Raw genomic sequence first — 22,884 nt, 5'->3', positions numbered from 1 at the left:
GAATTCCTTGATATATTTTAGATACCCCTAAGGGTATAAAAAGGAGTAACAATGTTTAAACAACTATTATCTGGATTTTTTTCAAACTCTGACAGTCTTCCGATAACTGATGTAGAACAAGCAATACAATCATCGAATGCTGTTTTGCTTGATGTCCGCGAAATTGACGAATTTGCTAGTGGTCATATTCCACAAGCTATCAACCAGCCCTTAAGTCAGCTTGACCAATTTAAAGGCGACAAAACCAAGAACTATCTTATCATTTGTCAATCTGGCATGCGTAGCCAACGGGCGACAGAATATCTAAAATCCCAAGGCTATCAAGCAATCAACATTAAAGGCGGTATGAATGCCTGGACAGGAGGAATAGCATGAAAATAATTATTGTAGGTGGTGTCGCTGGTGGTATGTCAGCAGCTACTCGTCTCCGTCGTCTGATGGAAGATGCTGAAATCATTGTTTTTGAGAAAGGACCTTATGTTTCCTTTGCCAACTGCGGTTTACCTTATTACATTTCTGGAGAAATAGCAGAGCATGACAGTTTATTGCTTCAAACGCCAGAAAGTTTGAAACAACGCTTCAATCTAGATGTCCGCCCCTTCCATGAAGTCATTAGTATCAATGCTGACAAGCAGACTGTCACAGTGAATACTCCAAATGGTGACATCATTGAAAGCTACGACAAACTAATCCTATCCCCTGGCGCCAAGCCTGTCATTCCAAATCTATCTGGTATTGAAGAAGCAAGCAATCTCTTTACTCTTCGGAACGTACCTGATTTGGACAAGATTATGGCCAAGTTAGACCAAATCAAGTCTGGTCATGCTGTGGTAATTGGTGCAGGTTTTATCGGTCTAGAGATGGCTGAAAACTTAGCTTTAAAAGGCTTGAAGGTGACACTTGTCGAACAGGCTCCCCATGTTTTGCCAACATTTGACCTAGAGATGGCTCGATATGTGGAAGCAGAGTTAACAAGTAAGGGTGTCGAGGTTATCACTGGGCAGTCTGTCACTGCTTTTCATGAAAAAGGACAGGTTCTAGAATTGTCTAACGGACAAACCTTGTCATCTGATGTGACCATTTTATCGGTTGGCGTTGCGCCTGATAGTCCACTGGCTAAAAATGCTGGAATTGCACTGGGCCTCCGCGGTGGTATTCTCGTGGACCAAAACTACCAAACTAGTCAGAAGAATATTTATGCCGTTGGTGATGCTATTGTTGTTAAACAAGAAATTACAGGTCAAGACGCCTTGATTTCTCTGGCTTCTCCTGCCAACCGACAAGGCAGACAGGTGGCGGATGTTATCGCTGGACTTGCCAGAAAAAATAAAGGTTCTATTGGAACAGCTATCGTTAAAGTCTTTGACCTAGCTGCCGCTTCAACTGGTTTAAGCGAAGGTACTGTCCAATCACTCGGCTATAAATATGCCGTCGTTCATACGACTGGAAAGGACCATGCTGGTTACTATCTTGGTGCAACTGATATTGTTTTAAAACTCATTTTCTCACCGACTGACGGAAAAATCTTCGGTGCCCAGGCAGTCGGTCCAAAAGGTATTGATAAGCGGATAGATGTCCTTGCCACTGCTATCAAGGCTGGACTGACGATTTTTGATTTGCCTGAGCTTGAATTGACTTACGCTCCGCCATTTGGCTCAGCCAAAGACCCTGTCAATATGATTGGCTACGCTGCTATGAACATCGCAGAAGGGATTAGCCAAAACATCCAGTGGCACCAGTTAGATGAGGAGCTAGCAAACGGAAAAATCTTGCTTGATGTTCGTAATCCTGGCGAGGTAGCAAAGGGCCAGTTCAAGGAATTCATTCATATTCCTTTAGACCAACTCCGTGAGAGAATTGGAGAACTGGATGCTTCAAAAGAATACATTGTCAGCTGCCATAGTGGACTTCGTTCTTATATTGCCGAACGAATCTTAAAAGAAAAGGGATTTAGCGTTAAAAACCTAGATGGTGCCTATTCACTCTATAAGATGGCATTGCCTGAAAATATAATCCATCCATAAGCAACTAACCTTCTGTGATTTTGGGTCCAGAAGGTTTTTTCTTGACTTTTAATATGCAATATCTTACAATCTAGTTATTATTACTAGATATAAGAAGGTTAATAATCTATGAAACATTCCCTCCCCTACTGGCATGAATTACCTGATTTGGACCTCTATTTAGACCAAGTTCTGCTCTATGTTAATCAAGTAGTCAATTCTCAGGAAAGCCTTGAACAGAAAAGTTTATACTCAATGAAAATCAACAGTAGCCTAGAAAACGAAGCCGATGATAGAACTGGGGTTCATCAAGGCAAGTTGACAACGGATAATGTTGATATTCGAAGAGTATTAACGGCTGCCATGATCAATAACTATGTCAAACACAAGCAGCTCGAAAAACCTGTTAAGAAAAAATACCAGAAGCAGCAAGTGGCGCGCTTGATTGCCCTCACTATCTTAAAAAATGTCTTTTCCATTCAAGAAATCAGTCAGACCTTACATCTTCTTCTCCAGACAAACAGTTCTGAAACACTATACAATCATTTTGTTGACTGTATGCGAAACGAGGAAAATGAAGAAACACCTGACATCATTCGCTACGCTTGTCAATCCGTCAAACTCTACTACAAAACCCGTCAACTCACTGTTGAATTAGAAAGGAAATTTCATGAATCCTAGTTTGAAATTAAGTCTAAAACTTTCATTTGGTGAAGAAGTCGCAAATAGTGTCACACATGCAGTTGGGGCCTTGCTTATGCTGATTTTACTCCCTATTACTGCTATTCATTCTTTTCAAGATTATAATGTGACAGCGGTAGTCGGCATGTCCATCTTTGTTATTAGCCTCTTCCTCATGTTCCTATCCTCTTCCATCTACCACTCCATGCCCTATGCTTCTACTCACAAGTACATCCTGAGGATTATCGACCATAGCATGATTTACATTGCCATCGCTGGGAGCTACACACCTGTTGCCCTTTCCTTGGTCGGTGGTTGGTTGGGGTATCTAATTGTTGGTCTACAATGGGGATTAACTATTTTTGGTATTCTATACAAAATATTTGCCAAAAAAATCAATGAGAAATTCAGCCTCTTTCTCTATCTCTTTATGGGCTGGTTAGTTGTCTTTATCCTGCCTGCAATTCTGCAAAAGACTGGAATGGTGTTCGGCATTCTTATGCTGGCTGGCGGCTTATCCTACACTATCGGCGCCCTCTTTTATGCTAAGAAAAAACCATATTTCCATATGATTTGGCATCTCTTTATCCTACTGGCTTCCGCACTACAATATATGGCCATTGTCTATTTTATGCTATAAGAAAACAGCTTCTAGATTGTTCTAGAGGCTGTTTTTACTACATTAAACTGATGATCATACCAAGCAGATAAAGGACTGACACGATGCTCAAAAAGACCAAATGCGCCTTTCGGCTCATGACCACATAACCTACAAATTCACGAATGAAGGCATTAAGGCTAAAGTAAAATTTGGTTTTGGCGCCATAGCCGATACACTTGATTTTCAATTGTCGGGCCAATAGCAGAGCTCTGAAAACGTGATAGTAATTGGTTACAAGGGCAAATCGACTGCCTGGTTTCATCAAGGCATAGGAGAATTTCAAATTTTCTTCTGTATTGGTCGATTGGTTTTCAATAATGATATCTTCCGCAGGGATACCCTGTTCCATAGCATAATTTGCCATAGCCTGTCCTTCTGTTATGATTTCATCAGGACCTTGTCCGCCTGACATGATGAGCTTGCTGCCAGGATGTTTCTGGTAGACCGCTATGCCTTTATCAATCCGCGAAGCCAAAAGTGGTGTCACCTGGTCGCCAATCAAGCCTGCTCCCAAGACCACCACATAATCAAGTTTTCCAGGGAAAAGATTGACAAAGTTGACAAAGCTAGATGTCGTATAAAGCATGCTGATGATAATGGCATAGGACACTAAAAATCCAACATAGACAAACACCATATTGAAAAAGCTGATAGCAGAAAGGGTGCTTGCTACAGACGGCGCGATAAAGAGATAAAAAGTTAAGCCGATAGCCAATCCTAACGATAAAAAGTTATGAAAACGGACACCCTCTCGCTTCAAAATCCGAAAACCGTTCAGATAGAGGGTAATCAACAAGACAAATGGACCACTTAACAAAGCTAGAGCCAATAACATTGCCAGAGCGATTGCCAAGACCCGCAAGATTTCATTGGTTTCTAAAATACCTGTTGACACGACCCAGGCCAAAGCCCAGACAAGGATGTTCAAGGCAAATAGGGAGATAAAAATCGACCGTCGCTCCCAGAAATAAAGAAGGGCAAATAATCCAAAGGAAGCTAGTAAAAGCCAGAAAAAGACCGTCACGACGATTCCCCTCCTGCTAGCATTGACTTAATAGGCTCAAAGGTCTTACGGTGAATGGGCGTAATTCCTATCTTGTTCAAGCCGTCCAGATGCTCCGCCGTGCCATAACCTGCATTCTTGGCAAAGCCGTAGCCTGAAAACTCCCTGTCATAGCCCGCCATCATCTTGTCCCGCGTCACCTTGGCAACGATTGAGGCTGCTGCGATAGACAGGCTATTGGCATCTCCCTTGATGATGGAAGTTTGCGAAATAGGCGTATCCAGCTTCATGGCATCGATGAGCAGGTGGTCAGGTTTCTGGCTTAATTTCCCCAAAGCCTCCAACATGGCTAACTTGGTCGCCTCGTAGATGTTGACCTGATCGATGACAGCTGCATCTTTTATTCCAACACCGACTGCCACTGCTCGCTCCAGGACCTCTTGGTAGATTGCTTCGTGCTTGGACTTAGGGATTTTCTTGGAGTCGTTGAGGTATCGGATTTTACAGCCCTTGGGCAAGATGACCGCCGCTGCCACCACAGGACCTGCTAGAGGCCCCCGGCCGACTTCGTCGATACCAGCGATGAACTCCACCCCATTTTCATAAAGGGCTTTTTCGTAAGATAGCATAGCTTCTAAGCGGGCATCTTCTGCTGCTTCTTTTTCCAGCTCCTTACGGCGTTTCTTTATGGCAGCCTGAACCCCTGCTCGCTCATCCTGAGCTAAGTCCGCCCAGACTGGACTGTCCAGACTGTCTACCTGGGCCAGCAGAGCAGTCAATTCCTTAATCGTTGCCATCTAAGTCACTCACCCTGTCTAATGTATAAGTGCCTAAACGACCATCTCGAACGTCCTTGACAAAGAGATTATAAAAACGGTCATAATCATCACGGAAGCCCAATTTCTTGGTCCAGTCCATGATGAGTTCAGGCGTTTCCTGCTCCAAATCTATGCCCTTGAATCGCTCTTCTAGGCGTTCTGGATAGTTTGCCTTGAAATAGTCCAGACCAAAAATGGTCACTTCATCCATAGGCAAGAGTTGGTCCTTGATAGCTCCTGTCAGAGCCAATTTGAGCCCGACTTCTTGGTCCTCAAACTTAGGCCAAAGAATTCCTGGCGTATCAAGGATTTCAAGGTCCTTGTTAGATTTAAGCCACTGTTGGCCTTTGGTTACACCTGGTTTGTTGCCGACAACGGCAATCTTCTTCCCAGCCAAACGATTCATGAGGGTGGATTTTCCAGCGTTTGGAATACCGATAATCATGGTTCGCAAGGTCTCCTTTTGAATCCCTCTTTCGCGGAGGCGTTCAATCTTGTCTTTCATCAAACTCTTTGCTGCGTCGGTCACCTTTTTCACCGTCGCTTGCTCTTTTGAGTTGATGGCAAGGGTACGGATGCCCTGTTCTTCAAAGTAGCTCTGCCATTCTTTGGTACGAACGGGGTCAGCCAAATCGACCTTGTTGAGAATCATGAGCTTGGGCTTGTCGCCAACAATCTTGGTCAGCATGGGGTTTTGGCTGGATAGGGGCAGGCGGGCATCGACCAAAATGGTCACGAAATCAACGTGCTTGATGTTCTCCTGTACCTGTCGACGAGCCTTGGACATGTGGCCCGGAAACCATTGAATAATTGCCATGGGATTAAAACTCCTTTACTTTGGGCTTTTGTGAGCCTAACTTGATATTCTTTATAAGAAATGGGCAGTTATTGGGCAAAATCAAGCTTATTAAAATAAGTTGTGATTGCTTGAACTGATTTTTCCTGAGTCCCAACTTCAAGATGTGTAGATCCATTAGTTGTCTCGACTTCAACGTGTCCAACTCTTAATTGAATTTCTTTTAATGGTACATCATTATTATTTCTCAAAGCTGAAGTGTGAATATGACGAAAACTATGTGGAACCACGTTTTTATTCCATTTAAAACCATACCGAGCTTCGCAGTTTTTTCGTAAATCTTTATTGATTCGTGTCAGTATCGCTCGAAAACTTTGTGAGGTGATTGGTAAACCGTACTCCGTCTTAAAAAGATAATCATTCTCCCAAAATGCCTCTGATGGATGGGTTGTTATATGTGTTTGAAAATCTTTATTACGAATGGAAACTCGTTGAATTGCCTCTATAACAAAATCTGGTAGCAAGATTGTCCGCTCACCAGCTGTAGTTTTTGTTGAATCATCATAAAAATCTTCAACTTTCAAGTTATGAGATTGAAGTGACTTTGAAATTTCAACACTTTGTTTATCAAAATCAAAATCTGTTTCACGCAACGCGGAGGCTTCACCAATTCGACAACCTGAACCTACTAGAAAAATTGCTAAATCAAAGTAATTTTTATTCCTTCGCTTATTTAGTTCTATAAATAGAACTTGCACTTCTGCTTCTGTCAAAAACTTTGCTTCTTTACGTTCTTTCTTATCTGAAATTGAAGCATAAAGCTTAATCACTCTAGATGGTGAATAAGGAACAACTGAATGCAACACTCCGTAATCAAAAATTTTATTTAATGTTGATTTAATATGTTGCATGGGTGAATGACTAGCATTATATTTAGCTCGATATTCTTCTAAACTATTTCTTATCATAAGAGGTGTCATGACATCTAGAAGTATGTCATTAGGAAGCATCTCGGAAAGTCTGTTTAATACCACTCTTTCACGATTAACTGTGTTAGGTTTGACTGTTGTAGACCAAGTTGAAAACCAATGTTCGATTAATTCTCCGAAAGTTTTTATTTGATTTATATTTTGATTCAATATCATTTATGATTTTATCAATCTTGTCCAATAGTTCGCGTTCTGCTTGTCGAATAGCTTTTGGACTATTCTGTTTAAATGAAACGGAAGCTCTTTTAGTCTTATTTGTAAATGGATCTTTATATCGTTCTATTACAACATAAGTTTCATTGCCATTTTTATCTATTCTCGTTTCTAAATACATATTTTTCCTTTCATTAAAAACGATAAAATAGATAGCTAACCCATCTATTCTACCATTTTTTTTAATTTTCGTCTTCATTGTTTTATTTTCTTTTTGTCCTTATATCTCAGAAATTCTTCAAGTCGGTCAATTTGAACAAACAATGTTTTATGTGATGGATTAATAACTGCATCTCGAAATTTTTTACTCTTCTTCATTTCACGTAGCCATCTGTTCAAAGTGTGTATAGACAGCCCTGACCAAATTTTCAAAATAGTTTTCTTATCACCCCAGCCACTTTCGATACCAAAATTCATATCATTGCGATACTTACTATTTTTTGAATTCATAAATTGATCCACTTTCTTAACTCAAAAATAGTATGCCACAATTGCAGTGAAATTTAGACAAAAAATAACAGTAAGTCTTTTTCTGATGAAAAAAAGTTACATAGAAGTGATTAAATAAAGATTAATAGATGATATAAAATGCTTCAATTGGCAGTGATTCTTATTATTTATATATAGACAAAAAATAAACTTACAGACGAAAATCACTGATTCTACAAAAGGCAAATATATTATAGTCCTCCGAACTTGAAGTCAATTTTCATAAAGTTAATACTCATTTAAAATCAAAAACATACTAAGATTAGTAGTGAAGAAATCTCCGACGGGAGAGAGTACTCACTACTTTTTCTTTATGATAAAGTAGAGGTGTCTTGTTAAGTCGTGGGGCTTTTTGACGCTAGACGTCGCATCAAAAACTGGCAAGACACCTGTTTTAGAAAGAATGTTATCAAAGTATGTGGGACGCCAGACGTCGAGTATTGAAAATGACATCACTAAAACAAGGAATCATTCAAGACAAAGAGGTAATATCATGCGTGCAGTTTTTGGGATTGATGTGAGTAAGGCAAGTTCAGAAGTGGCCATTCTAGTCAATGGTGAGAAAGTTCATGGCTATACCATGTCCAATGATGCCATCGGCTTTGCTCGGCTACTTGGCGATTTGAAAACCGTTCATAAGCCAGAAATCATCTTTGAAGCAACAGGTGTCTATTCTCGTCGTCTTCAAGCTTTTCTGGATAATCATGGCTACGCTTATACGCGGCTTAATCCCTTAGAAGCTAAGAAGCAACTGGATAGCTTGCGTGTGCGGAAAACAGATCAAATTGACGCCGAAAAACTGGCTCAATCTCAATTTGTGCTGAATCGTAAACCCACTTATGTCCAAGAAGAAGTCTACCAAAACTTGCGGGATCTTAGCCGTTTCTATCAGAATCTGACCGAGGACATTGTTCGAGCTAAAAACCGTCTGCACAAGGTCTTACAAGTCACTTTTCCTGAATTGGAAAATATCTTATCAACACCATCTGGCGAACAATACTGGAACCTGGTCATAGCTTTTCCTTGCAAGGACTTCGTGCTTGATTTAAGCAAGGACGAACTCTCAGAAAGCATTCGTCAATCTACTTCAAAACGGATTTCGGACAAGCGTGTAGCGTACTTAGCCGAGAAGCTGATAGCACTAGCTAATCAATCTTACTGTGCCGTCAAGAAAACCTCTCCAATACTAGAAGAGGTGCGTTACTATGCAAAAGAATTGCTTCGGCTTTCTGAACAGAGACAAGCTGTCCTAGACCAAATGGTGGAACTAGCTCAGCCATTACCTGAATATGACATTCTGCTCTCTATTCCTGGAATAGCTGAGACTACTGCAACAAGTATTATTGGTGAACTGGGAGATATTCGCCGTTTTCAGTCTACCAATCAAATCAATGCCTTTATCGGTATTGACCTGAGACACTATGAATCTGGTAACTTCCTCGCTAAGGAACACATTACCAAGCGTGGCAATCCCTACGCTAGAAAGATTCTGTTCAAATGCATTCACAATATCGCTTCAGCCAGTCACACCAATCCTTGCCATATCGCCGACTTTTATGAGAAAAGAAAAAGACAATCGCAAACGACTTCTACAAAGCCACACACGATTGCCTCCATACATCGTCTCATTCGGACAATGTATTACCTCATTATGCATAACAAACTTTACGATTACACTTTAACCCAAAATCAGTAAGATTGTTTATGCAATATTATTGTAACACCTTATCAAAAATTTTCAACATAAGGTGTTAATTTCGTGTACTCTTTTTTACACGAAACTTTAGTCCAAAAGAAAACAATTTCCTTATTTTGACTATTGAACTCAAAATATTTTTCATCAAATACCTTGATAGGCTTGACAAATGGTAGAAAATAGCCACCTACCACTCCAAGTGGATATGGAGCGTTTTGATTTTGTTATTTTTTGAGAAGTCCCCATAGTCGCCTAGATTTCTTCTTCCATTGTTTCCAGATAACAACTCTTATTCGAGTTTTTAGTCGTTCATCAATGCTTTCCATGACTGATTTCATGTTCGTCATAGAAAAGTAGTTTATCCAACCTCGGATGACCCAGTTTAGTCGCTCAATTCGGTTGTCTAAGTCAATGCTCCACTTACGGCCTGTTAGTTTCTTGAGTTCTCTCTTGAAACTCTGTACGCTATCCTGATGTGGACGACTTTTCCAGCCCTCAGATGATTTCCAGAGCCCAAATCCTAGGTACTTTAATTTGCTCGGTCTCACAATCTTGGTCTTGGTCATGTTGACTTTCAAACCTAATCGTTTTTCAATATAACGACTAATTGAATGCATCACACGTTTAGCCGCCACCTCACTACCAGCTGTAATGACGCAGTCATCTGCGTAGCGAACGAAGCGAAGTCCGCGATTTTCCAACTCTTTATCTAGCTCATTAAGCATGATATTGGACAGGAGCGGTGATAGGTTTCCTCCCTGTGGCGTTCCAACTAGTGTTTTATACCGTTGTCCGTTGATGACTACACCAGAATGAAGGTACTTACGAATTAAAGATTCTGTATCTCCATCCTGGATAATGTTATGAACAAGTGACATCAGTCTATCTTGAGGAACAGTATCGAAAAACTTCTCAAGGTCTATGTCCACTATCCACTCATAGCCGTCATTAAGATATTCTAATAACTGGATAACGGCATGTTCGCAGGACCGATTGGGTCTGAATCCGTAGCTCTTCTCAGAGAAATAGGGTTCACAAATAGGACTAATGACTTGGACAATAGCTTGTTGTATCATTCTATCCATGACCGTTGGGATACCTAGCTGACGAACTCCGCCGTTAGGCTTGGGAATTTCAACTCGTAAAACTGGCTGAGGTTTGTACTTTCTCTGCTTTATGAGTTCTTTAGTTGACCGCCAGTGTTTGCGGAGATAGTCATCTATTTCGTCAATAGTTATACCGTCAATTCCTGCTGAACCTTTGTTAGCTCTAACTTGATTGTAAGCATCCAACATATTTGAACGAGATAGGATATTATCTAGTAACTGTGACATGTGTATATTAGCTTTCTTGTTTCGGTGTCTGTAGGATATCTTCTATTGGCGAACTTTCTTCTAGTCAATACATGACTGCATCCAATTCTATCAGACCATTCTTTACAGACACAAGTGAAGTAAGTATACTTCTGTTTGACAGCCTATATCTTTAGTGTCAAACTTTCAACAGTCACTCCCCTGACTATTGAAATATTCAGTCCTTCGTTCCGTTTCCATTACAGAAATTTCATCACTACTATAGCTTCGGCTGAGAGCTTGCCCCAGCCATTGTTGTTCAACGAAGAATATGTTGATAACAACAATAGGCGAGGTGCTTCTCATGATTCGTTGTTACTGCATCTTATTGACGACCATGAGACCTCACGGAATAAGTCATACATCTTTCCTCGTTTACACAAGATATGAGGACGTTAAAAGGTCTAAGTGAGAATAGGAATTCCGACGAAGAATCCAGTGACTCTAGGAGGAATTATCTTTTTCACACTGACCTTAGTCCGAATTCAATTACACTCGTGATTTACGCATATAGGTACGACTACCTTTTTGGATTTTAGTTTTCTGAGCCACCTTGTCCGCTATATACGCCTTCGTATCACGTTTCTGTTCGTAGTGCCACGTTTTCGCTATCCCTTCCTCTGACGATCTTGGTTTCTAGCGTCAGACTTAAATCGGTCTCTCCTCAGACCGTTTTAATCCGCTACCTCACGATAGTCAGGCTTGGGAGTCGCTATTGGGTTCACCTGTAGCGGGTGCCCACGGAGAACTTCCACCTCAGGTGTACGACATGCTCCTTCGTACACAGAAAAAGACAAACAGGCTCTATAAGACTGTAGTGGGTAAATCCACTGTAGAGATTATGGAGCCTTTTTGAGTGTAGAAAAAAAGTCCCATATGACTTACAATGAAAAGCGACAAAACTATCATTTAGATAGACTCATATGGAACAATTCAATTTTATCACACAACTACTCGGAATTAAAGACCCTAATATCGTTATTTTGGAGGTTGTGGATGCCAGGAGCCGCAAAGTGGTCATAGCTAAGCTGGATTGCCCTGCTCCCATATGCCAACATTACCAAGGGCAGATGGCCAAGTACGACTTCTAAAAACCATCCAAAATACCCTAAAACTGGGACCAATTGATCAGCAAGAGCAGCCGCTCGGTCATTCAAGAGTATATCGTCTCACATGGCTCTTCCCCCACATTCTTATTTGACATATTTTCTCACATTTTCATGCAATTTTCAAGATTTCAATTAGCTTGTAGGCAAGAATTTCTATAAGTAACGAAGGAGGGAGAAAATAACTGCCAATGTCACAAGGAAAATGATGGTGAGGTAAAAATAATTCCGTCTCTGCTTGTCTTTCTTAGGCTCAACATAGCGAGCTTCCTTGATCTGTTTCTCAATCGCTTCATCCAATAAGGGATTGCGTTTCTCTGCCATTTAGCGCTCCTCCTTCCCAAGTAACAGTTGGTAGCCAGTAACAGATTCATTGCTAGTTTCTTCACGTTGCAAGGCCACCATCTGTGGATAAGATGCTGCAAAGCCTGCCAAAGCCATCACCATGTTAGTTGGCTGGCTGGCATCAAAGCGGTGGGAAGCTGGAATCAGATCACGGTTATGAATGGTTTGCTCAAAGGCCAAAATCACCATATTTTGCTCAAAGGCCTTGCGAACCGCATCCATTACTTCTCCACTATGATTGATATCGAGGTAGATATCGCATTCTTGGAACAATTGTTGCAGCTGTTTCTGTGAAATATTTGGATAGAGGGTAATATTTGACTTCGCTTCAAAAGCCATCAATCGTTGAGACATTTCTGTCAATGCGCCGATATGGAAGTGGAAGTCTGGTAGTGCTTGGGTTAGCTCCTCTAATTTCTCAATCTGATCCGAGTTGGTTAGGATAAGGATTTCCTTTCGTCCAGCATTCTCACGCAAGCTTGGATAGATATAACCTAGGTAAGCAATCTTGGCCTTTTGTTCTTCCGGCAAGATATCCATCATCTTCTGATAAACCTGACGCTGCTGTACCAAAACACGTTGTGTACGAACGTGGGAAGAATTCAACATGACCTTCATATTTCCTGGGATGTCCTCCTGGATACCTTCCTGCCAAAATAGGATATCTTGACCTGCTTCTGGACTGTTGTAGGAGAGGAAAAAAGGAGTCGATAAAGAGTTGTACCAAATCTCTGACAATTCCCAGCCCATTTCCGCAAAATAATGGCGGAACAATTCCACACGATTGTCAAAGAAATACACTTTTCCCTGCCAGTTTAACTGAATGTCACCCGTCATGAAATTCTCAACCAAGACCTCTTGTTTTGCCTGATTGAAATAAATACGGCTAGTCACCTTCTGCTCGGCATTAAAATAGGTTCGTGCAAACAACCAACCAAAGCGATTGTAGTGGTCTGTAAAACGTACCTTTTCATTTGGTCCAAACCAGTCAACATTTTTGATGCGACGGAGGTGCTTGGGTTCGGCATAAAAAATCTTTGCCTTCCGTTGGCTGTAATCCCAGACTTCCCCTTCACCATTGGTCCCTGTAATTTCCCAAAAAGGAGGGACTTGGAGTTGGTTGAAATAAAGCGAGCACCCCTGACCTGTCTCCATTTGGCAATAGTATGAATAGGCAGAGGTCACACCTTCTGGTAGAAAACCATCATCATTAATGACAACCACAGGACCTTGGAAACCTGCCTGAGTCAGTGAATAATACAGATCCTTACTGGCCTGATGGAAGCTATCATATAATTGAATCATTTTAAACCTCCTCAATAAAGCGCAGCCACGCTTTTTCCAATTCGACCGTCAGAAATTCCTTAGCACGGTCATAGGATGCCGCCTGCCAGTCTTCCAGCTGACCTGATTGGAATAGGTCCAGCAGTTTTTCGGCAAAGAGTCGGCCATAGACAGTTGGATCATCAATGTCCAAACGACTGATCAAGCTGCCATTTCGTCCATCCTGCACAAAGGTTTGGTTGCCATAAGGAACATCCAAGCCAATAATCGGCAGGCCAGAACCAATGGCTTCCATCAAGGTCAAACCAAAACCTTCTGAGGTCGAACCTGCCAAGTAGGCTTGGTAGTGTTTATAAACCTCTGTTAAATCATGGTGCCCCATCAAGCGAATAAAAGACCAAGCATCGTGTTCTTTGATCATGGCTTCCAAGCGGCTACGTTGCCCACCCTCACCATAAATATCAAACTGAAGGTCTGGCAAGTATTTTTGGGCCTGAATCACCGCATCCACCAACCAATCAATGTGTTTCTCACTAGCCAGTCGCGAACAGGTCACTAAAGAGAAAGGACGACGGTCCCCTTCGGGCTGGCGCAATTCATCCAAACTACCAACTGGTAAAGTAAAAATTTTCGGGCGGAAAGGCGTATAGGTCTCAAATTGGGCCGCCAGCGTTTCCGCTTGCGCCTTGGTTGAGGTAATAAAGGCATCAATCTTATCCGCATTCGAAAACTGATATTCGTAATAGTTATTCCAAAGAATGGTTTCTTCCGTCACAGAATTCATATTGTAATGCTCTGCATGAATCACGACCGCCACACGGGCCTCTCCTCGGTGGCGCAGAATCGCCTGACCTGTCCCAGTAGCACGATCAATCAAGATAATGTCCTCTTTTGTCAGAGCCAATCGCTCCAACATGCGACCAATCAACTCCTCTTTTGTACAAAGGATAGCATCAGGAAAACGGAAGATACTCTGGTCACCAGAACAGTTTTCTTCATAGGCGATAGAACCATCTTCGTTGAAAAATACCCGCACATTTAAAACAGGTGCATTATCCACTGGAGCATAGTATTCCGAAAACATCTTGGTATAGCTATAGTAGTCCTTGCGAATCAGCTTCCCTTTGGAAAGAAACTCTACCTTTTGTACATAGTCTGGATGATTTTTCCGTGTAAACACCAAGATGACCAAGTCCTTGTCTTTATGCTGGTATTTGACAGATTCGGGGCTCTGTGAAACCTTGATAAAATCAGAATCTAGACTGGCTTCAAACTCCATCAAAGGATAGGTTGTCGCTGCAATCTTGACATCGGTAAAAAAGCCATAGAGCCAGATAATTTCCTGGTCTTCAAAGCCAATATTGGCTGTAAAATGAGCCAGGTTTTCTCCTTGAAACATATCTGTAAAAATAAATTTACTATCTTGGCCAATCTTTCTAAAAATGCTGGCCCGATAGGCTTGGGCATACTCTACTCCGCTGCTGGCCCAACCAATTCCACGGTTGACATTATAAATGGTCATCTTCTGTTCCTTTTCTTATACAAAATAAATAGAATGTTTTCCATCTTTCGATTGCTCTATGGTACTGAGCATAACATTTCGAGCGATTTTCTGTTTGACAAAATCAGACATCTGTTTGTAGGAACGCAGGGATTCTTGGTAGTATTCGGACATCCCATCCCTCTGGGCTGTAGATCGTGTTGTGACAACCCCCTTCAATTGTTGGAGACTGTCAACTTCTTCGACCCAGCACTCATCAATTGCCTTCAAAACAGACAGACGATAGAACTCTGACAAAGCTTCTTCTGACTGCAAAAGCATCCCTTTTTTAGCCACTTCTTCTTCCACCAATTTTAACAAATAGTTCTTAACGTCCTGGTCATCGTCCAAGTCTAAAGCTCTTGGGAAATACCTGAAAGCATAGCTATAGTTGTCCAAGATATAGCGGCGTAGCTGATGGCGTGTTCGCTCCTTGTTCTCGGCCAAATAAGAATCGATCACTTCTTCCATGATCTGGCGAACATTTTCCGCCAAGTTCTCATCATCAAGAATCAAGCGGTCCCGCAAGCCATAAATCTTCTGGCGCTGGACTCGCAGGCTTTCATCAAAGCGAATAGTTGATTGACGAGCACTGACAGCATTATCCTCACTCTTTTCTTGAGCTTGATGAATAGCCGCATGGAAGCGGCGACCTGTCAAAGCTCGACCATAATTTCTACGATCTTCACGATTATGCTTTTTAAAGTATTTTTTGACCCATTCCGGACCATAGTTGGTCAACAATTCATCTTCCAAGGAGACAAAGAACTGAGACATACCTGGTTCACCTTGACGGCCTGCTCGACCGCGCAACTGCCAGTCCATCCGACTATTGGCCATCCGCTCGGTTCCAACAACTGCCAAACCACCCAATTGTTCCACACCTGGTCCCAACTTAATATCAGTCCCACGGCCGGCCATGATAGTCGCACAAGTCACCGTTCCCAACTGACCAGCCTCTTTGATAATCAAGGCTTCTTTTGCCACGTTATTGGCTGTCAGCGTCGAATGGGCAATCCCTTCTTGCAAGAGCAGTTGCGAATAAATTTGGGTGATTTCCACAGTTCCAGAAATCAACAGCACAGGTTGTCCCTTGGCATGCAGCTCCTTAACCAGCTCCATCGTTGCATACAATTTTTCTGGAAGAGTGGTATAAATTTTATCTGGATAATCGATTCGTTGAATCGGCACATTGGTCGGAATGGAGATAACTGGAACCTTATAAGTCGAAATCAATTCATCCTCTGCCTGGTGTCCTGTACCTGTCATTCCTGCAAGTTTAGGGAACATGTTGAAGAGGCTTTGATAGGTAACTGAGCCCATGGCACGACTTTCTTTGGTTTTCTTCACATTTTCCTTGGTTTCCAAGGCTTGGTGAATACCAGATTGTAGACGGGTGCCTTCTAACACACGTCCTGTTCGATTGTCCAAGAGCTTGACCTCATCATCCTGTACCACATAATCATGATTTTTCTTGTAGAGATAGTGGGCCCGTAAGGCTAGGTTGATATGGCGATTAAGCTCCCAGTTGTCTGCATTGTAAATACTCTCTTCTGCGAAATAGTGTTCCGCATAGTCATTGCCCTTGTCCGTCAAATAGACTTCCTTTTTATCTGGGTCAAAGTAAAACTCCTCTTCGCCCAAAGTTAGTACAAACTGATCGCAGATATCGTACATATTGGATTGAACTCGAGGGGTCCCTGATATGATGAGAGGAGTTTGGGCGCTATCTAGCAAGACCGCATCCGCCTCATCAACAATAACATAGTTAAAGTCACGTAGGAACTTCTCGCTCTTTGAAGAAGCAAGGTTATCAGACAGGTAATCAAAACCCAGACCAGCACCTGTTACATAGGTGATATCGGCTCCATAGACCATTCGTTTGGTCTCTGCATCTCCTTCTTGGTCATCATCATAGACACCAAGACCAACAGTTAGGCCGAGAAACTCATAGACTTGCCCCATTTCCAGAGCATCCCGCTTGGCCAGATACTCATTGGTGGTGACCAAAATCGCGCCATTTCCTGATAGGGCATTGAGGTATAGGGGCATTGTCGCCGTCAGGGTTTTTCCCTCACCAGTCTTCATCTCCGCAATGGTCCCTTGATGGAGGGCAATTCCCCCCATCACCTGCACATCATAAGGAAATTGACCTAGGACACGGTAACAGGCCTCCCTACAAACCGCAAACGCTTCTACCAGCAAATCGTCTAGGTCCTCACCTGCTTCCAAGCGCGCCTTAAAGAGATTTGTTTGATTAGCCAAGTCTTGATCGGTCATCCCTTCATAGGTATCGGACAGAGCATTAATCTGTCGGGTTAATTTTTTAATCTTTCTCAACCGTATCTGATTCAGCAAAGAAGTCTTGTATTGCATGGTTGCTATTCCCTTATCCTTTTTGGTGAATCAAGCGACTCACCAATCTTAGTTCCTCAGGTTCCTGACCTGATGTGTAACTGCTGACATGATTTCCTTCTATCAAAGGTTTGGCGCTATTTTCAGGTCCATAAATCGCAATATGGAAGAATTCCACCTGCCGACAACCTGCACTCATTAGGGAAATCCGATAACTGAAGGCATCTTTAGGAAAGGTAAATTCTTCTTGCCCATTTCTGAGGATATCCCGTTGGATTTCCTCATTCTGGCGATTGAAATATTGAATTTGAAAATAGGCGGTCTGTTCAGGCACAATGGTGACCTTTTGCTCTAGGCGATAGGTAACTCCTGGATAGAGCAAGGGGAGTTCTGGACAAGAACGATTGGCCTGGTAGTTAGTCTGAGACCGCCAAGTTTTAATGGGTTTACCTGGTGAAAAATGAAGGTTCTCAAAGAAAATCGAGTCATCCTGTATCTGAATCATTGAACCGTACAAGTAGTTCACACCTGGAGTTACTCCTGTCCAGAGTAATTTTTGCACTAACGCTTCTACCATTACATGTCCCTTCCAAAATCATTTTTTAAAATCTTATGGTACTGAGCCATAAACCAACGGTTGATGGCACGACTATTGTCATTGTGTCGGCCTTCATACCCCTTACAGAAAATATGGACATCTTTATCCGCCAAATAATCAATCAGGCGTTCCATAGCATTGCCATCATAGTCATCCTGCTCCATATACGCAATCGCAAATTGAGTCGTATGAAAATCAGATTCGCCAAATTTATCCCAGAATCGTTGGTTAAAGGCTTCAACCGAGGCAGAATCAGCTCCACCGACAACATTACGAATCATGTCACCACTGGTTTCAAACTCGCCGGGACGCTTCAACTTCAAATTAGAAACAGTCTCTCCTAAGTTTGTAAACGGCTTCCCGACGATAACAGCATGGGGATTAAAATAAGAAGAATAGTAAAGACCTCCGAATGCCCCCATTGATAGACCAGAAAGAATCAGCTGTTGCTTTTCAAAACCTAGGTAATCTAAAGCATCCTCAATCGCTTTTTGAACCCCTTCTTCTAATTCATCTGTCCCAGAATAGAAGCATCCACCCTCCAAACGCGGATCGGCTACGAGTAGAAAGGGAGCTCCCAAGCGTTTCATCATGAAGAAACCTTCAAACCCTTCCGCTCCCCGAAAACCAGAGAAATATACATTCAAAGGAGGTTTCATATCTCCCGGGTTAAAGTAATGAAAAATTTCTTGGCGTTTGGCATCCGAATGGCGCTTGCCCCCTAAGACAAAGCGGCCAAGTCCAGAACGCGAATAACGCCAATGGAGTACACCAGTCTTGATAGATCCTGTCCCTCTGGCAGAAACAGACACACTATAGAAACCAACCTCTGGATGGGGTGCTAGAACATAAGGTTCTTTCATTTCTTCTTCACTCAAGATCTGTTTCTCAAAAACATCCGCTAAAGATCCCTTACGGATCAGATCCAACTCTAGACGAAGTTCACAGTCTCCATTTTTTATGTATTCCAACCAGATTTCAAGAGACATGGGAAAGGTCCCCAAGTTATAACGAAATGTCATTAGGGGTTGAAAATTCTCCCAAAAATCACCTGTAAACGTAACACCGACATTGCCCTCATAATCAACTTGACCTGTAAAGTTGGGATTAACATCAATCTCAGGGATCTTTAACTTAGCCCCATATTGTCCTGAAAAAAGGTTCATATGGAGAAAAGCGATCAACTCTTCCTGACTTCCCTGTATAGGTAGGTAAGACATCACCTTTCTGCGGTAAAAACCAGTCGGAGCTATATCAAAGACCTCCACATTTTCTGTCATAAAGACAGCGTAAGCTTCGATGTTATTCATCAAAGGTTCAAGTTGCTTTTCCGATAGAGAATCGGTCACTAGGATACCTGTAAAGTAAAGTGGTACCTTGGGATTTTCTCCCATTTCTGCTAATTTTTCAGCAGGAGTTTTTGCCAAAGCTGCATCGTTTAACTCTTGGAGAAGGTCTGTAATGCCTTCTGCACTCGTATAAAGCCATTCCAGATCTGCTGGAAGCTCCTTTCCCTGCGACCAATCTTGGCTTCCTATCTGTAAAATTTTCATTCTGTTAGCCTTTATTTTCTAATAATTCTTTCCACTGATCTATAATGCGACCGCTAGTGTAATCCCCCATTTTTTGAACAGTTGAAACAAGGGACCTATTCCAGTTTGTCAGACCATCAAAGTAATAAGCTACTGCTTCTGTCAGATCTTTAATTCCCATCACAATCCAACCATTTTCCCCATGCGTTACATACTCTGAAGCTTGGCTATTGACTTGTGGGATTCCGGCGCTAATACTAGCAATCTGAGTATAAAGATGCGGAACCTGTCCCAAATCCAATACCAATCGGGTCGTATCTAATTGGCGAATGATCTGATTTTCATTGGTAAAGGTATGGAAGCGAATGCTGGACAAGGTCATCTCTTGATCCTCTTCCAATTGGTTTTCACCGGCCTCTTCCGATACTTTCATGAACCGAGCAAGTGTGTATTTTTCCTGCAGAAGAGCAATTAATTCACTTTCCAAAGCCTTCATATTGCGTGCACGTTCATAGCTGACAATATCTAATTCAATCAAGGGATTTTCTTCCATTAACTGCAATAAAACATGCAGGGTTTGTAAATAGTCTTCACGGCTTGCACCGTCTATCTGCCAGTAAATAATCAATTCCTTGACCGTCTGACTGCGTCCTAAACGCAAACGTGTATCAAACGGCGTCACCTTGCTGACATGGTGAGCAGGGGTTCCCAGCTGGGCCAGACTGTACTCAAGAGCCAGCTTGTTTTTCTCCGAATCCACTACCAGGACATCACCTTCCTGAGCAAGACGCTTTAAGTCACTGCCCTCTTGGAGACTGTAACGGTCACCGCTAAAGGACAACACTTTTTTCTGTTGCTCAAAAACATCCAACAATAGGCGATTATGTTGTTCATGGACTGCCATAACCAAGTAGTCATGTTCTGTCATACGCAGACGTTTGAAGAAGAATAATTTCTCTAAAATCAAATCATCCCAACTCTCATAAGCCAGCTGGAAGAATTCCTGATCTGCCCGTGGGTTGACGGTAATGAGATTGGAAGCTTCTGCCAAGTGCTCACGAACCTGCCAGACCCCATTTTCATTCAGATAGTCCTGATGGCTAGGCTGCCCATCTGAAAAATAAAGGATACTCGATAAAAATCCACGATCGTCAAACAGGTAATGGTAGGTAACTTCATTCTCCTTAAAGTATTCCACTTTCAAGAGATTGCCGCTTTCAGCAAAATGCACTTCCGCAATCCGTTCATCCCCAATTTTGACCAACAAGGCAAAGGGAGTATAGACAAAACGTGCCCCCTGTGGCCAAGTCAAATCAGTTACCTGGAGCACCTTGGTATTTTTGCTTTGGATATTTTGAATCTCGTCAAAGAAGGACCAGTAAGGGGTTGAAAGAATATCTTGACGGTGCAAAAAATAGCGCAAATGGGGTTGGTACCCCAACAAGAGCATCATCGTTTCTTCACCCGCAGCCTGGAAGGTCTTCAATTGATTCACGGCATCGTCAAAGGTCATATTTTCAATGACACGAAACCATAATGGGGCTTCCATATACCACTTACGATTTCCTTGATACCAGGATGGGACAAAATAAAACATAGTAACTCCTTTAAATAATCTCGTCGTATTCTCTCCATGAACGAAGAATACGAACCTGTTCCACTATGCCCAACAAAAGGGTAGTGACAATATAAATATTGTTGATCAACAGTGCGATACTGATTTGCCCTTGCTGGCTCCACACCAGAAGCAAGGGCACACCTCCCATCAAGCAGGTATAGATCGCACCAACCAAGGTTAAACGATTTAGATAGAAAGAAATGTACTTCCGAGTTGCCTCTCCTGGACGAACATTCTCGATATAGTCCCCGCTTTTCTGCATATTTTCCGCGACTTCAGTCGGGTCTATATTGAAGTAGGCAAAACCAATAGCTAAGATGAAGAGCAAGAAGATATACACCAGAATCCCGAGTAATTCTGAAATACTCACCTTCCCAACCAGCTCCTTCAATATAGGATTTTCTGGAAAAATCTGCAACAGAGCTGAAATCAGAATTGGAGGCAAGGACATCAGCGTCATCGCATACATGAAAGGCATCCCTCCTGCCGGCGTCACCCGAATTGGGATATAGGTGGATTCGACAAATGCACTGATAATCATAATCCGTCGAATCGGAATCCGATACTCTGCTCGATAGACGACGACTGTAATCCAAATCAAGGCAGAAGCGATTAGTGCAATCACCACAATCGTCAACAAAAATTCGAGGCCTCCCAACCGATTTTCTGAAAAATACCGGATAATATTGATGATAAAGGTTAAAATCATGTTGGAGACAATAATAACCGATGGGCCTCCTAAGCCCTTACGGCCATTCACATTTGCCAACCACATGAGGACAAAACTACCGGCAATCATCACTACCATTGTAATTCCCCTTAAGATTGGGAGTGAATAGTCACCAAACTGACTAAACTGATAGTAATCTGATAGGGAGCTAAACCCAATGGACTGGATCAAGGCTATAATAAACATCAGTAACATGCGGTAGCGATGGCTTTGTTGGGCAGTTAAACCTTTAATTGTCTTAAAGAGTGTCAAAAAACGCCACAAGATCATCCCTGTCATCCAAGGACTCAGCCCGAGAGAAAATAGATTCAGGGTCGAAAACTGACCGCCTGTTACCATGGCCAAGTTCTCCAAGGCACTATCTAATTTATATGCACCCGCTTCAATGCCTGCAGCAGGAAGGGTTGCGATTGGGATATATTTCCCCAACGTATAGACAAATACGATGCCAACCATCCAGGTCAGGCGATTAGCTAGAGTAGAAGAACGATAGTTTCTCCATATATTTTTCATAATATAAACTTCCTATTCCTTATCATATCTAGGGATAAGACCTTATCCCCACATATGATAAATCGAAGTCGCCCTCGTTAAAGGGCAGCTTCGATTCAACTAGTATGACTTGTTCATTCTTATTCGCTGTTTCAATAAAAGTGTTAAAAAATCATTTTTTAACTGCGTTTTTGCTCATGTCTTACTAGTTTTAAATATGTCCAAAAGAGTCTCTCAATTTTAGCACTATTGCTAGGCTAAGTCAATAACAAGACTGTGAAAATACTAAGTTTTTCAATGAATACATTTTCAATTTTCCTACAGAAAATATAGCTAGTTGACACTTATTTTTCCTTTTTTGATTCTACTATTTTAAGGTTAAATGAGTCTAAAAAATCTTATGCGCCAGCTTTTTCCATAAAAACTGCTAACCGTTCCATTACTTATCTATTAGTGTACTGTTTCTTTGTCTATTATTCAACTGATTATCGGTTTTTCCATATTTAAATCAGAACTTGATACAAAGAAAGTAGCTGGCATTTGCTAGCTACTTTTCTTGGCTCTATAATTTCTGTAGTGGGTA

General features: G+C 41.9%; 18 protein-coding genes and 2 pseudogenes. 6 read left to right on the top strand and 14 right to left on the bottom strand.

The genetic code is table 11. From position 1 onward, the window contains the following. The first annotated feature begins 51 nt into the window (after positions 1 to 51). From PW252_RS05355 to trhA, 4 genes are all read left to right on the top strand, one after another. Positions 52 to 375, top strand: a complete 324-nt coding sequence (locus PW252_RS05355) for a rhodanese-like domain-containing protein (RefSeq protein WP_248050350.1) — start codon at positions 52 to 54, stop codon at positions 373 to 375. After that, positions 372 to 2,024 carry an FAD-dependent oxidoreductase gene (locus tag PW252_RS05350; protein WP_248050351.1) on the top strand — a complete coding sequence of 551 codons (1,653 nt, stop codon included), beginning with the start codon at positions 372 to 374 and terminating at the stop codon, positions 2,022 to 2,024. The genes PW252_RS05355 and PW252_RS05350 overlap by 4 nt, the downstream gene beginning before the upstream one ends. A 108-nt stretch (positions 2,025 to 2,132) precedes the next feature. Beyond that, the gene (locus PW252_RS05345; protein WP_248050352.1) at positions 2,133 to 2,684 is read left to right on the top strand and encodes a DUF1836 domain-containing protein; all 552 of its coding nucleotides are present in this window, start codon (positions 2,133 to 2,135) and stop codon (positions 2,682 to 2,684) included. Continuing rightward, positions 2,674 to 3,324 carry a PAQR family membrane homeostasis protein TrhA gene (trhA, locus tag PW252_RS05340; protein WP_248050353.1) on the top strand — a complete coding sequence of 217 codons (651 nt, stop codon included), beginning with the start codon at positions 2,674 to 2,676 and terminating at the stop codon, positions 3,322 to 3,324. The genes PW252_RS05345 and trhA overlap by 11 nt, the downstream gene beginning before the upstream one ends. 37 nt (positions 3,325 to 3,361) lie before the next feature. Here the strand turns inward: trhA and PW252_RS05335 are convergent, their stop codons facing one another. From PW252_RS05335 to PW252_RS05315, 5 genes are all read right to left on the bottom strand, one after another. Next, positions 3,362 to 4,369, bottom strand: coding sequence for a YdcF family protein (locus PW252_RS05335; protein WP_248050354.1), 1,008 nt, complete (start codon positions 4,367 to 4,369; stop codon positions 3,362 to 3,364). Further along, positions 4,366 to 5,145, bottom strand: a complete 780-nt coding sequence (locus tag PW252_RS05330; RefSeq protein WP_248050355.1) for a ribonuclease HII — start codon at positions 5,143 to 5,145, stop codon at positions 4,366 to 4,368. The genes PW252_RS05335 and PW252_RS05330 overlap by 4 nt, the downstream gene beginning before the upstream one ends. Continuing rightward, entirely contained in the window at positions 5,132 to 5,983 is an 852-nt protein-coding gene (ylqF, locus tag PW252_RS05325; RefSeq protein WP_248050356.1) for a ribosome biogenesis GTPase YlqF, read from the bottom strand. The genes PW252_RS05330 and ylqF overlap by 14 nt, the downstream gene beginning before the upstream one ends. 68 nt (positions 5,984 to 6,051) lie before the next feature. Next, positions 6,052 to 7,107, bottom strand: a complete 1,056-nt coding sequence (locus PW252_RS05320) for a tyrosine-type recombinase/integrase (protein ID WP_248050357.1) — start codon at positions 7,105 to 7,107, stop codon at positions 6,052 to 6,054. 252 nt (positions 7,108 to 7,359) lie between these two features. After that, positions 7,360 to 7,614 (bottom strand): DNA-binding protein, encoded by a 255-nt coding sequence (locus tag PW252_RS05315; RefSeq protein ID WP_248050359.1) that lies wholly within the window; start codon positions 7,612 to 7,614, stop codon positions 7,360 to 7,362. Positions 7,615 to 8,146: 532 nt separating this feature from the next. Between PW252_RS05315 and PW252_RS05310 the strand changes: the two genes are divergently transcribed. Next, the gene (locus tag PW252_RS05310; RefSeq protein WP_316716854.1) at positions 8,147 to 9,349 is read left to right on the top strand and encodes an IS110 family RNA-guided transposase; all 1,203 of its coding nucleotides are present in this window, start codon (positions 8,147 to 8,149) and stop codon (positions 9,347 to 9,349) included. Positions 9,350 to 9,579: 230 nt separating this feature from the next. Here the strand turns inward: PW252_RS05310 and ltrA are convergent. After that, a pseudogene (gene ltrA / locus PW252_RS05305) lies at positions 9,580 to 10,683 on the bottom strand (group II intron reverse transcriptase/maturase); the annotation flags it as partial. A gap of 941 nt (positions 10,684 to 11,624) precedes the next feature. Here ltrA and PW252_RS05300 point away from each other — a divergent pair. Beyond that, positions 11,625 to 11,789 (top strand): annotated as a pseudogene (locus PW252_RS05300) (ISL3 family transposase); the annotation flags it as partial. Between the two features lie 174 nt (positions 11,790 to 11,963). Here PW252_RS05300 and PW252_RS05295 read toward each other — a convergent pair. Genes PW252_RS05295 through secY2 form a run of 8 tightly spaced genes read right to left on the bottom strand, consistent with a single transcriptional unit; the run spans position 11,964 to position 22,322 of the window. Continuing rightward, complete coding sequence (locus tag PW252_RS05295) at positions 11,964 to 12,131, bottom strand: hypothetical protein (protein ID WP_248051471.1); 168 nt, start codon at positions 12,129 to 12,131, stop codon at positions 11,964 to 11,966. After that, the gene (gene gtfB, locus PW252_RS05290) at positions 12,132 to 13,457 is read right to left on the bottom strand and encodes an accessory Sec system glycosylation chaperone GtfB (protein WP_248051474.1); all 1,326 of its coding nucleotides are present in this window, start codon (positions 13,455 to 13,457) and stop codon (positions 12,132 to 12,134) included. Between the two features lies 1 nt (position 13,458). Continuing rightward, complete coding sequence (gtfA, locus tag PW252_RS05285) at positions 13,459 to 14,958, bottom strand: accessory Sec system glycosyltransferase GtfA (protein WP_248051476.1); 1,500 nt, start codon at positions 14,956 to 14,958, stop codon at positions 13,459 to 13,461. Positions 14,959 to 14,973: 15 nt separating this feature from the next. Further along, complete coding sequence (gene secA2, locus PW252_RS05280; RefSeq protein WP_248051478.1) at positions 14,974 to 17,352, bottom strand: accessory Sec system translocase SecA2; 2,379 nt, start codon at positions 17,350 to 17,352, stop codon at positions 14,974 to 14,976. Positions 17,353 to 17,365: 13 nt separating this feature from the next. Continuing rightward, positions 17,366 to 17,908, bottom strand: a complete 543-nt coding sequence (gene asp3, locus PW252_RS05275; RefSeq protein ID WP_248051480.1) for an accessory Sec system protein Asp3 — start codon at positions 17,906 to 17,908, stop codon at positions 17,366 to 17,368. Beyond that, on the bottom strand, positions 17,908 to 19,482 hold the full coding sequence (gene asp2, locus PW252_RS05270; RefSeq protein ID WP_248051482.1) for an accessory Sec system protein Asp2: 1,575 nt from the start codon (positions 19,480 to 19,482) through the stop codon (positions 17,908 to 17,910). The genes asp3 and asp2 overlap by 1 nt, the downstream gene beginning before the upstream one ends. A gap of 4 nt (positions 19,483 to 19,486) precedes the next feature. After that, positions 19,487 to 21,058 (bottom strand): accessory Sec system protein Asp1, encoded by a 1,572-nt coding sequence (gene asp1 / locus PW252_RS05265; RefSeq protein WP_248051484.1) that lies wholly within the window; start codon positions 21,056 to 21,058, stop codon positions 19,487 to 19,489. 10 nt (positions 21,059 to 21,068) lie between these two features. Further along, a complete protein-coding gene (gene secY2 / locus PW252_RS05260) occupies positions 21,069 to 22,322 on the bottom strand; it encodes an accessory Sec system protein translocase subunit SecY2 (protein ID WP_248051486.1) in 1,254 nt (417 codons plus the stop codon). Positions 22,323 to 22,884: the final 562 nt, after the last annotated feature.

The sequence above is a fragment of the Streptococcus sp. 29887 genome, from assembly GCF_032595075.1.
GTDB lineage: Bacteria > Bacillota > Bacilli > Lactobacillales > Streptococcaceae > Streptococcus > Streptococcus iners.
This window is presented reverse-complemented; position numbering and strand designations above follow the sequence as displayed.

What these genes read in the sequence shown, in the direction of transcription:
- secY2 (WP_248051486.1), bottom strand. Translation starts at nt 22,322, where the DNA reads ATGAAAAATATATGGAGAAACTATCGTTCTTCTACTCTAGCTAATCGC.
- PW252_RS05315 (WP_248050359.1), bottom strand. Translation starts at nt 7,614, where the DNA reads ATGAATTCAAAAAATAGTAAGTATCGCAATGATATGAATTTTGGTATC.
- asp1 (WP_248051484.1), bottom strand. Translation starts at nt 21,058, where the DNA reads ATGTTTTATTTTGTCCCATCCTGGTATCAAGGAAATCGTAAGTGGTAT.
- gtfB (WP_248051474.1), bottom strand. Translation starts at nt 13,457, where the DNA reads ATGATTCAATTATATGATAGCTTCCATCAGGCCAGTAAGGATCTGTAT.
- PW252_RS05295 (WP_248051471.1), bottom strand. Translation starts at nt 12,131, where the DNA reads ATGGCAGAGAAACGCAATCCCTTATTGGATGAAGCGATTGAGAAACAG.
- PW252_RS05350 (WP_248050351.1), top strand. Translation starts at nt 372, where the DNA reads ATGAAAATAATTATTGTAGGTGGTGTCGCTGGTGGTATGTCAGCAGCT.
- PW252_RS05345 (WP_248050352.1), top strand. Translation starts at nt 2,133, where the DNA reads ATGAAACATTCCCTCCCCTACTGGCATGAATTACCTGATTTGGACCTC.
- PW252_RS05310 (WP_316716854.1), top strand. Translation starts at nt 8,147, where the DNA reads ATGCGTGCAGTTTTTGGGATTGATGTGAGTAAGGCAAGTTCAGAAGTG.
- trhA (WP_248050353.1), top strand. Translation starts at nt 2,674, where the DNA reads ATGAATCCTAGTTTGAAATTAAGTCTAAAACTTTCATTTGGTGAAGAA.
- asp3 (WP_248051480.1), bottom strand. Translation starts at nt 17,908, where the DNA reads ATGGTAGAAGCGTTAGTGCAAAAATTACTCTGGACAGGAGTAACTCCA.
- asp2 (WP_248051482.1), bottom strand. Translation starts at nt 19,482, where the DNA reads ATGAAAATTTTACAGATAGGAAGCCAAGATTGGTCGCAGGGAAAGGAG.
- PW252_RS05320 (WP_248050357.1), bottom strand. Translation starts at nt 7,107, where the DNA reads ATGATATTGAATCAAAATATAAATCAAATAAAAACTTTCGGAGAATTA.
- gtfA (WP_248051476.1), bottom strand. Translation starts at nt 14,958, where the DNA reads ATGACCATTTATAATGTCAACCGTGGAATTGGTTGGGCCAGCAGCGGA.
- PW252_RS05355 (WP_248050350.1), top strand. Translation starts at nt 52, where the DNA reads ATGTTTAAACAACTATTATCTGGATTTTTTTCAAACTCTGACAGTCTT.
- ylqF (WP_248050356.1), bottom strand. Translation starts at nt 5,983, where the DNA reads ATGGCAATTATTCAATGGTTTCCGGGCCACATGTCCAAGGCTCGTCGA.
- secA2 (WP_248051478.1), bottom strand. Translation starts at nt 17,352, where the DNA reads ATGCAATACAAGACTTCTTTGCTGAATCAGATACGGTTGAGAAAGATT.
- PW252_RS05330 (WP_248050355.1), bottom strand. Translation starts at nt 5,145, where the DNA reads ATGGCAACGATTAAGGAATTGACTGCTCTGCTGGCCCAGGTAGACAGT.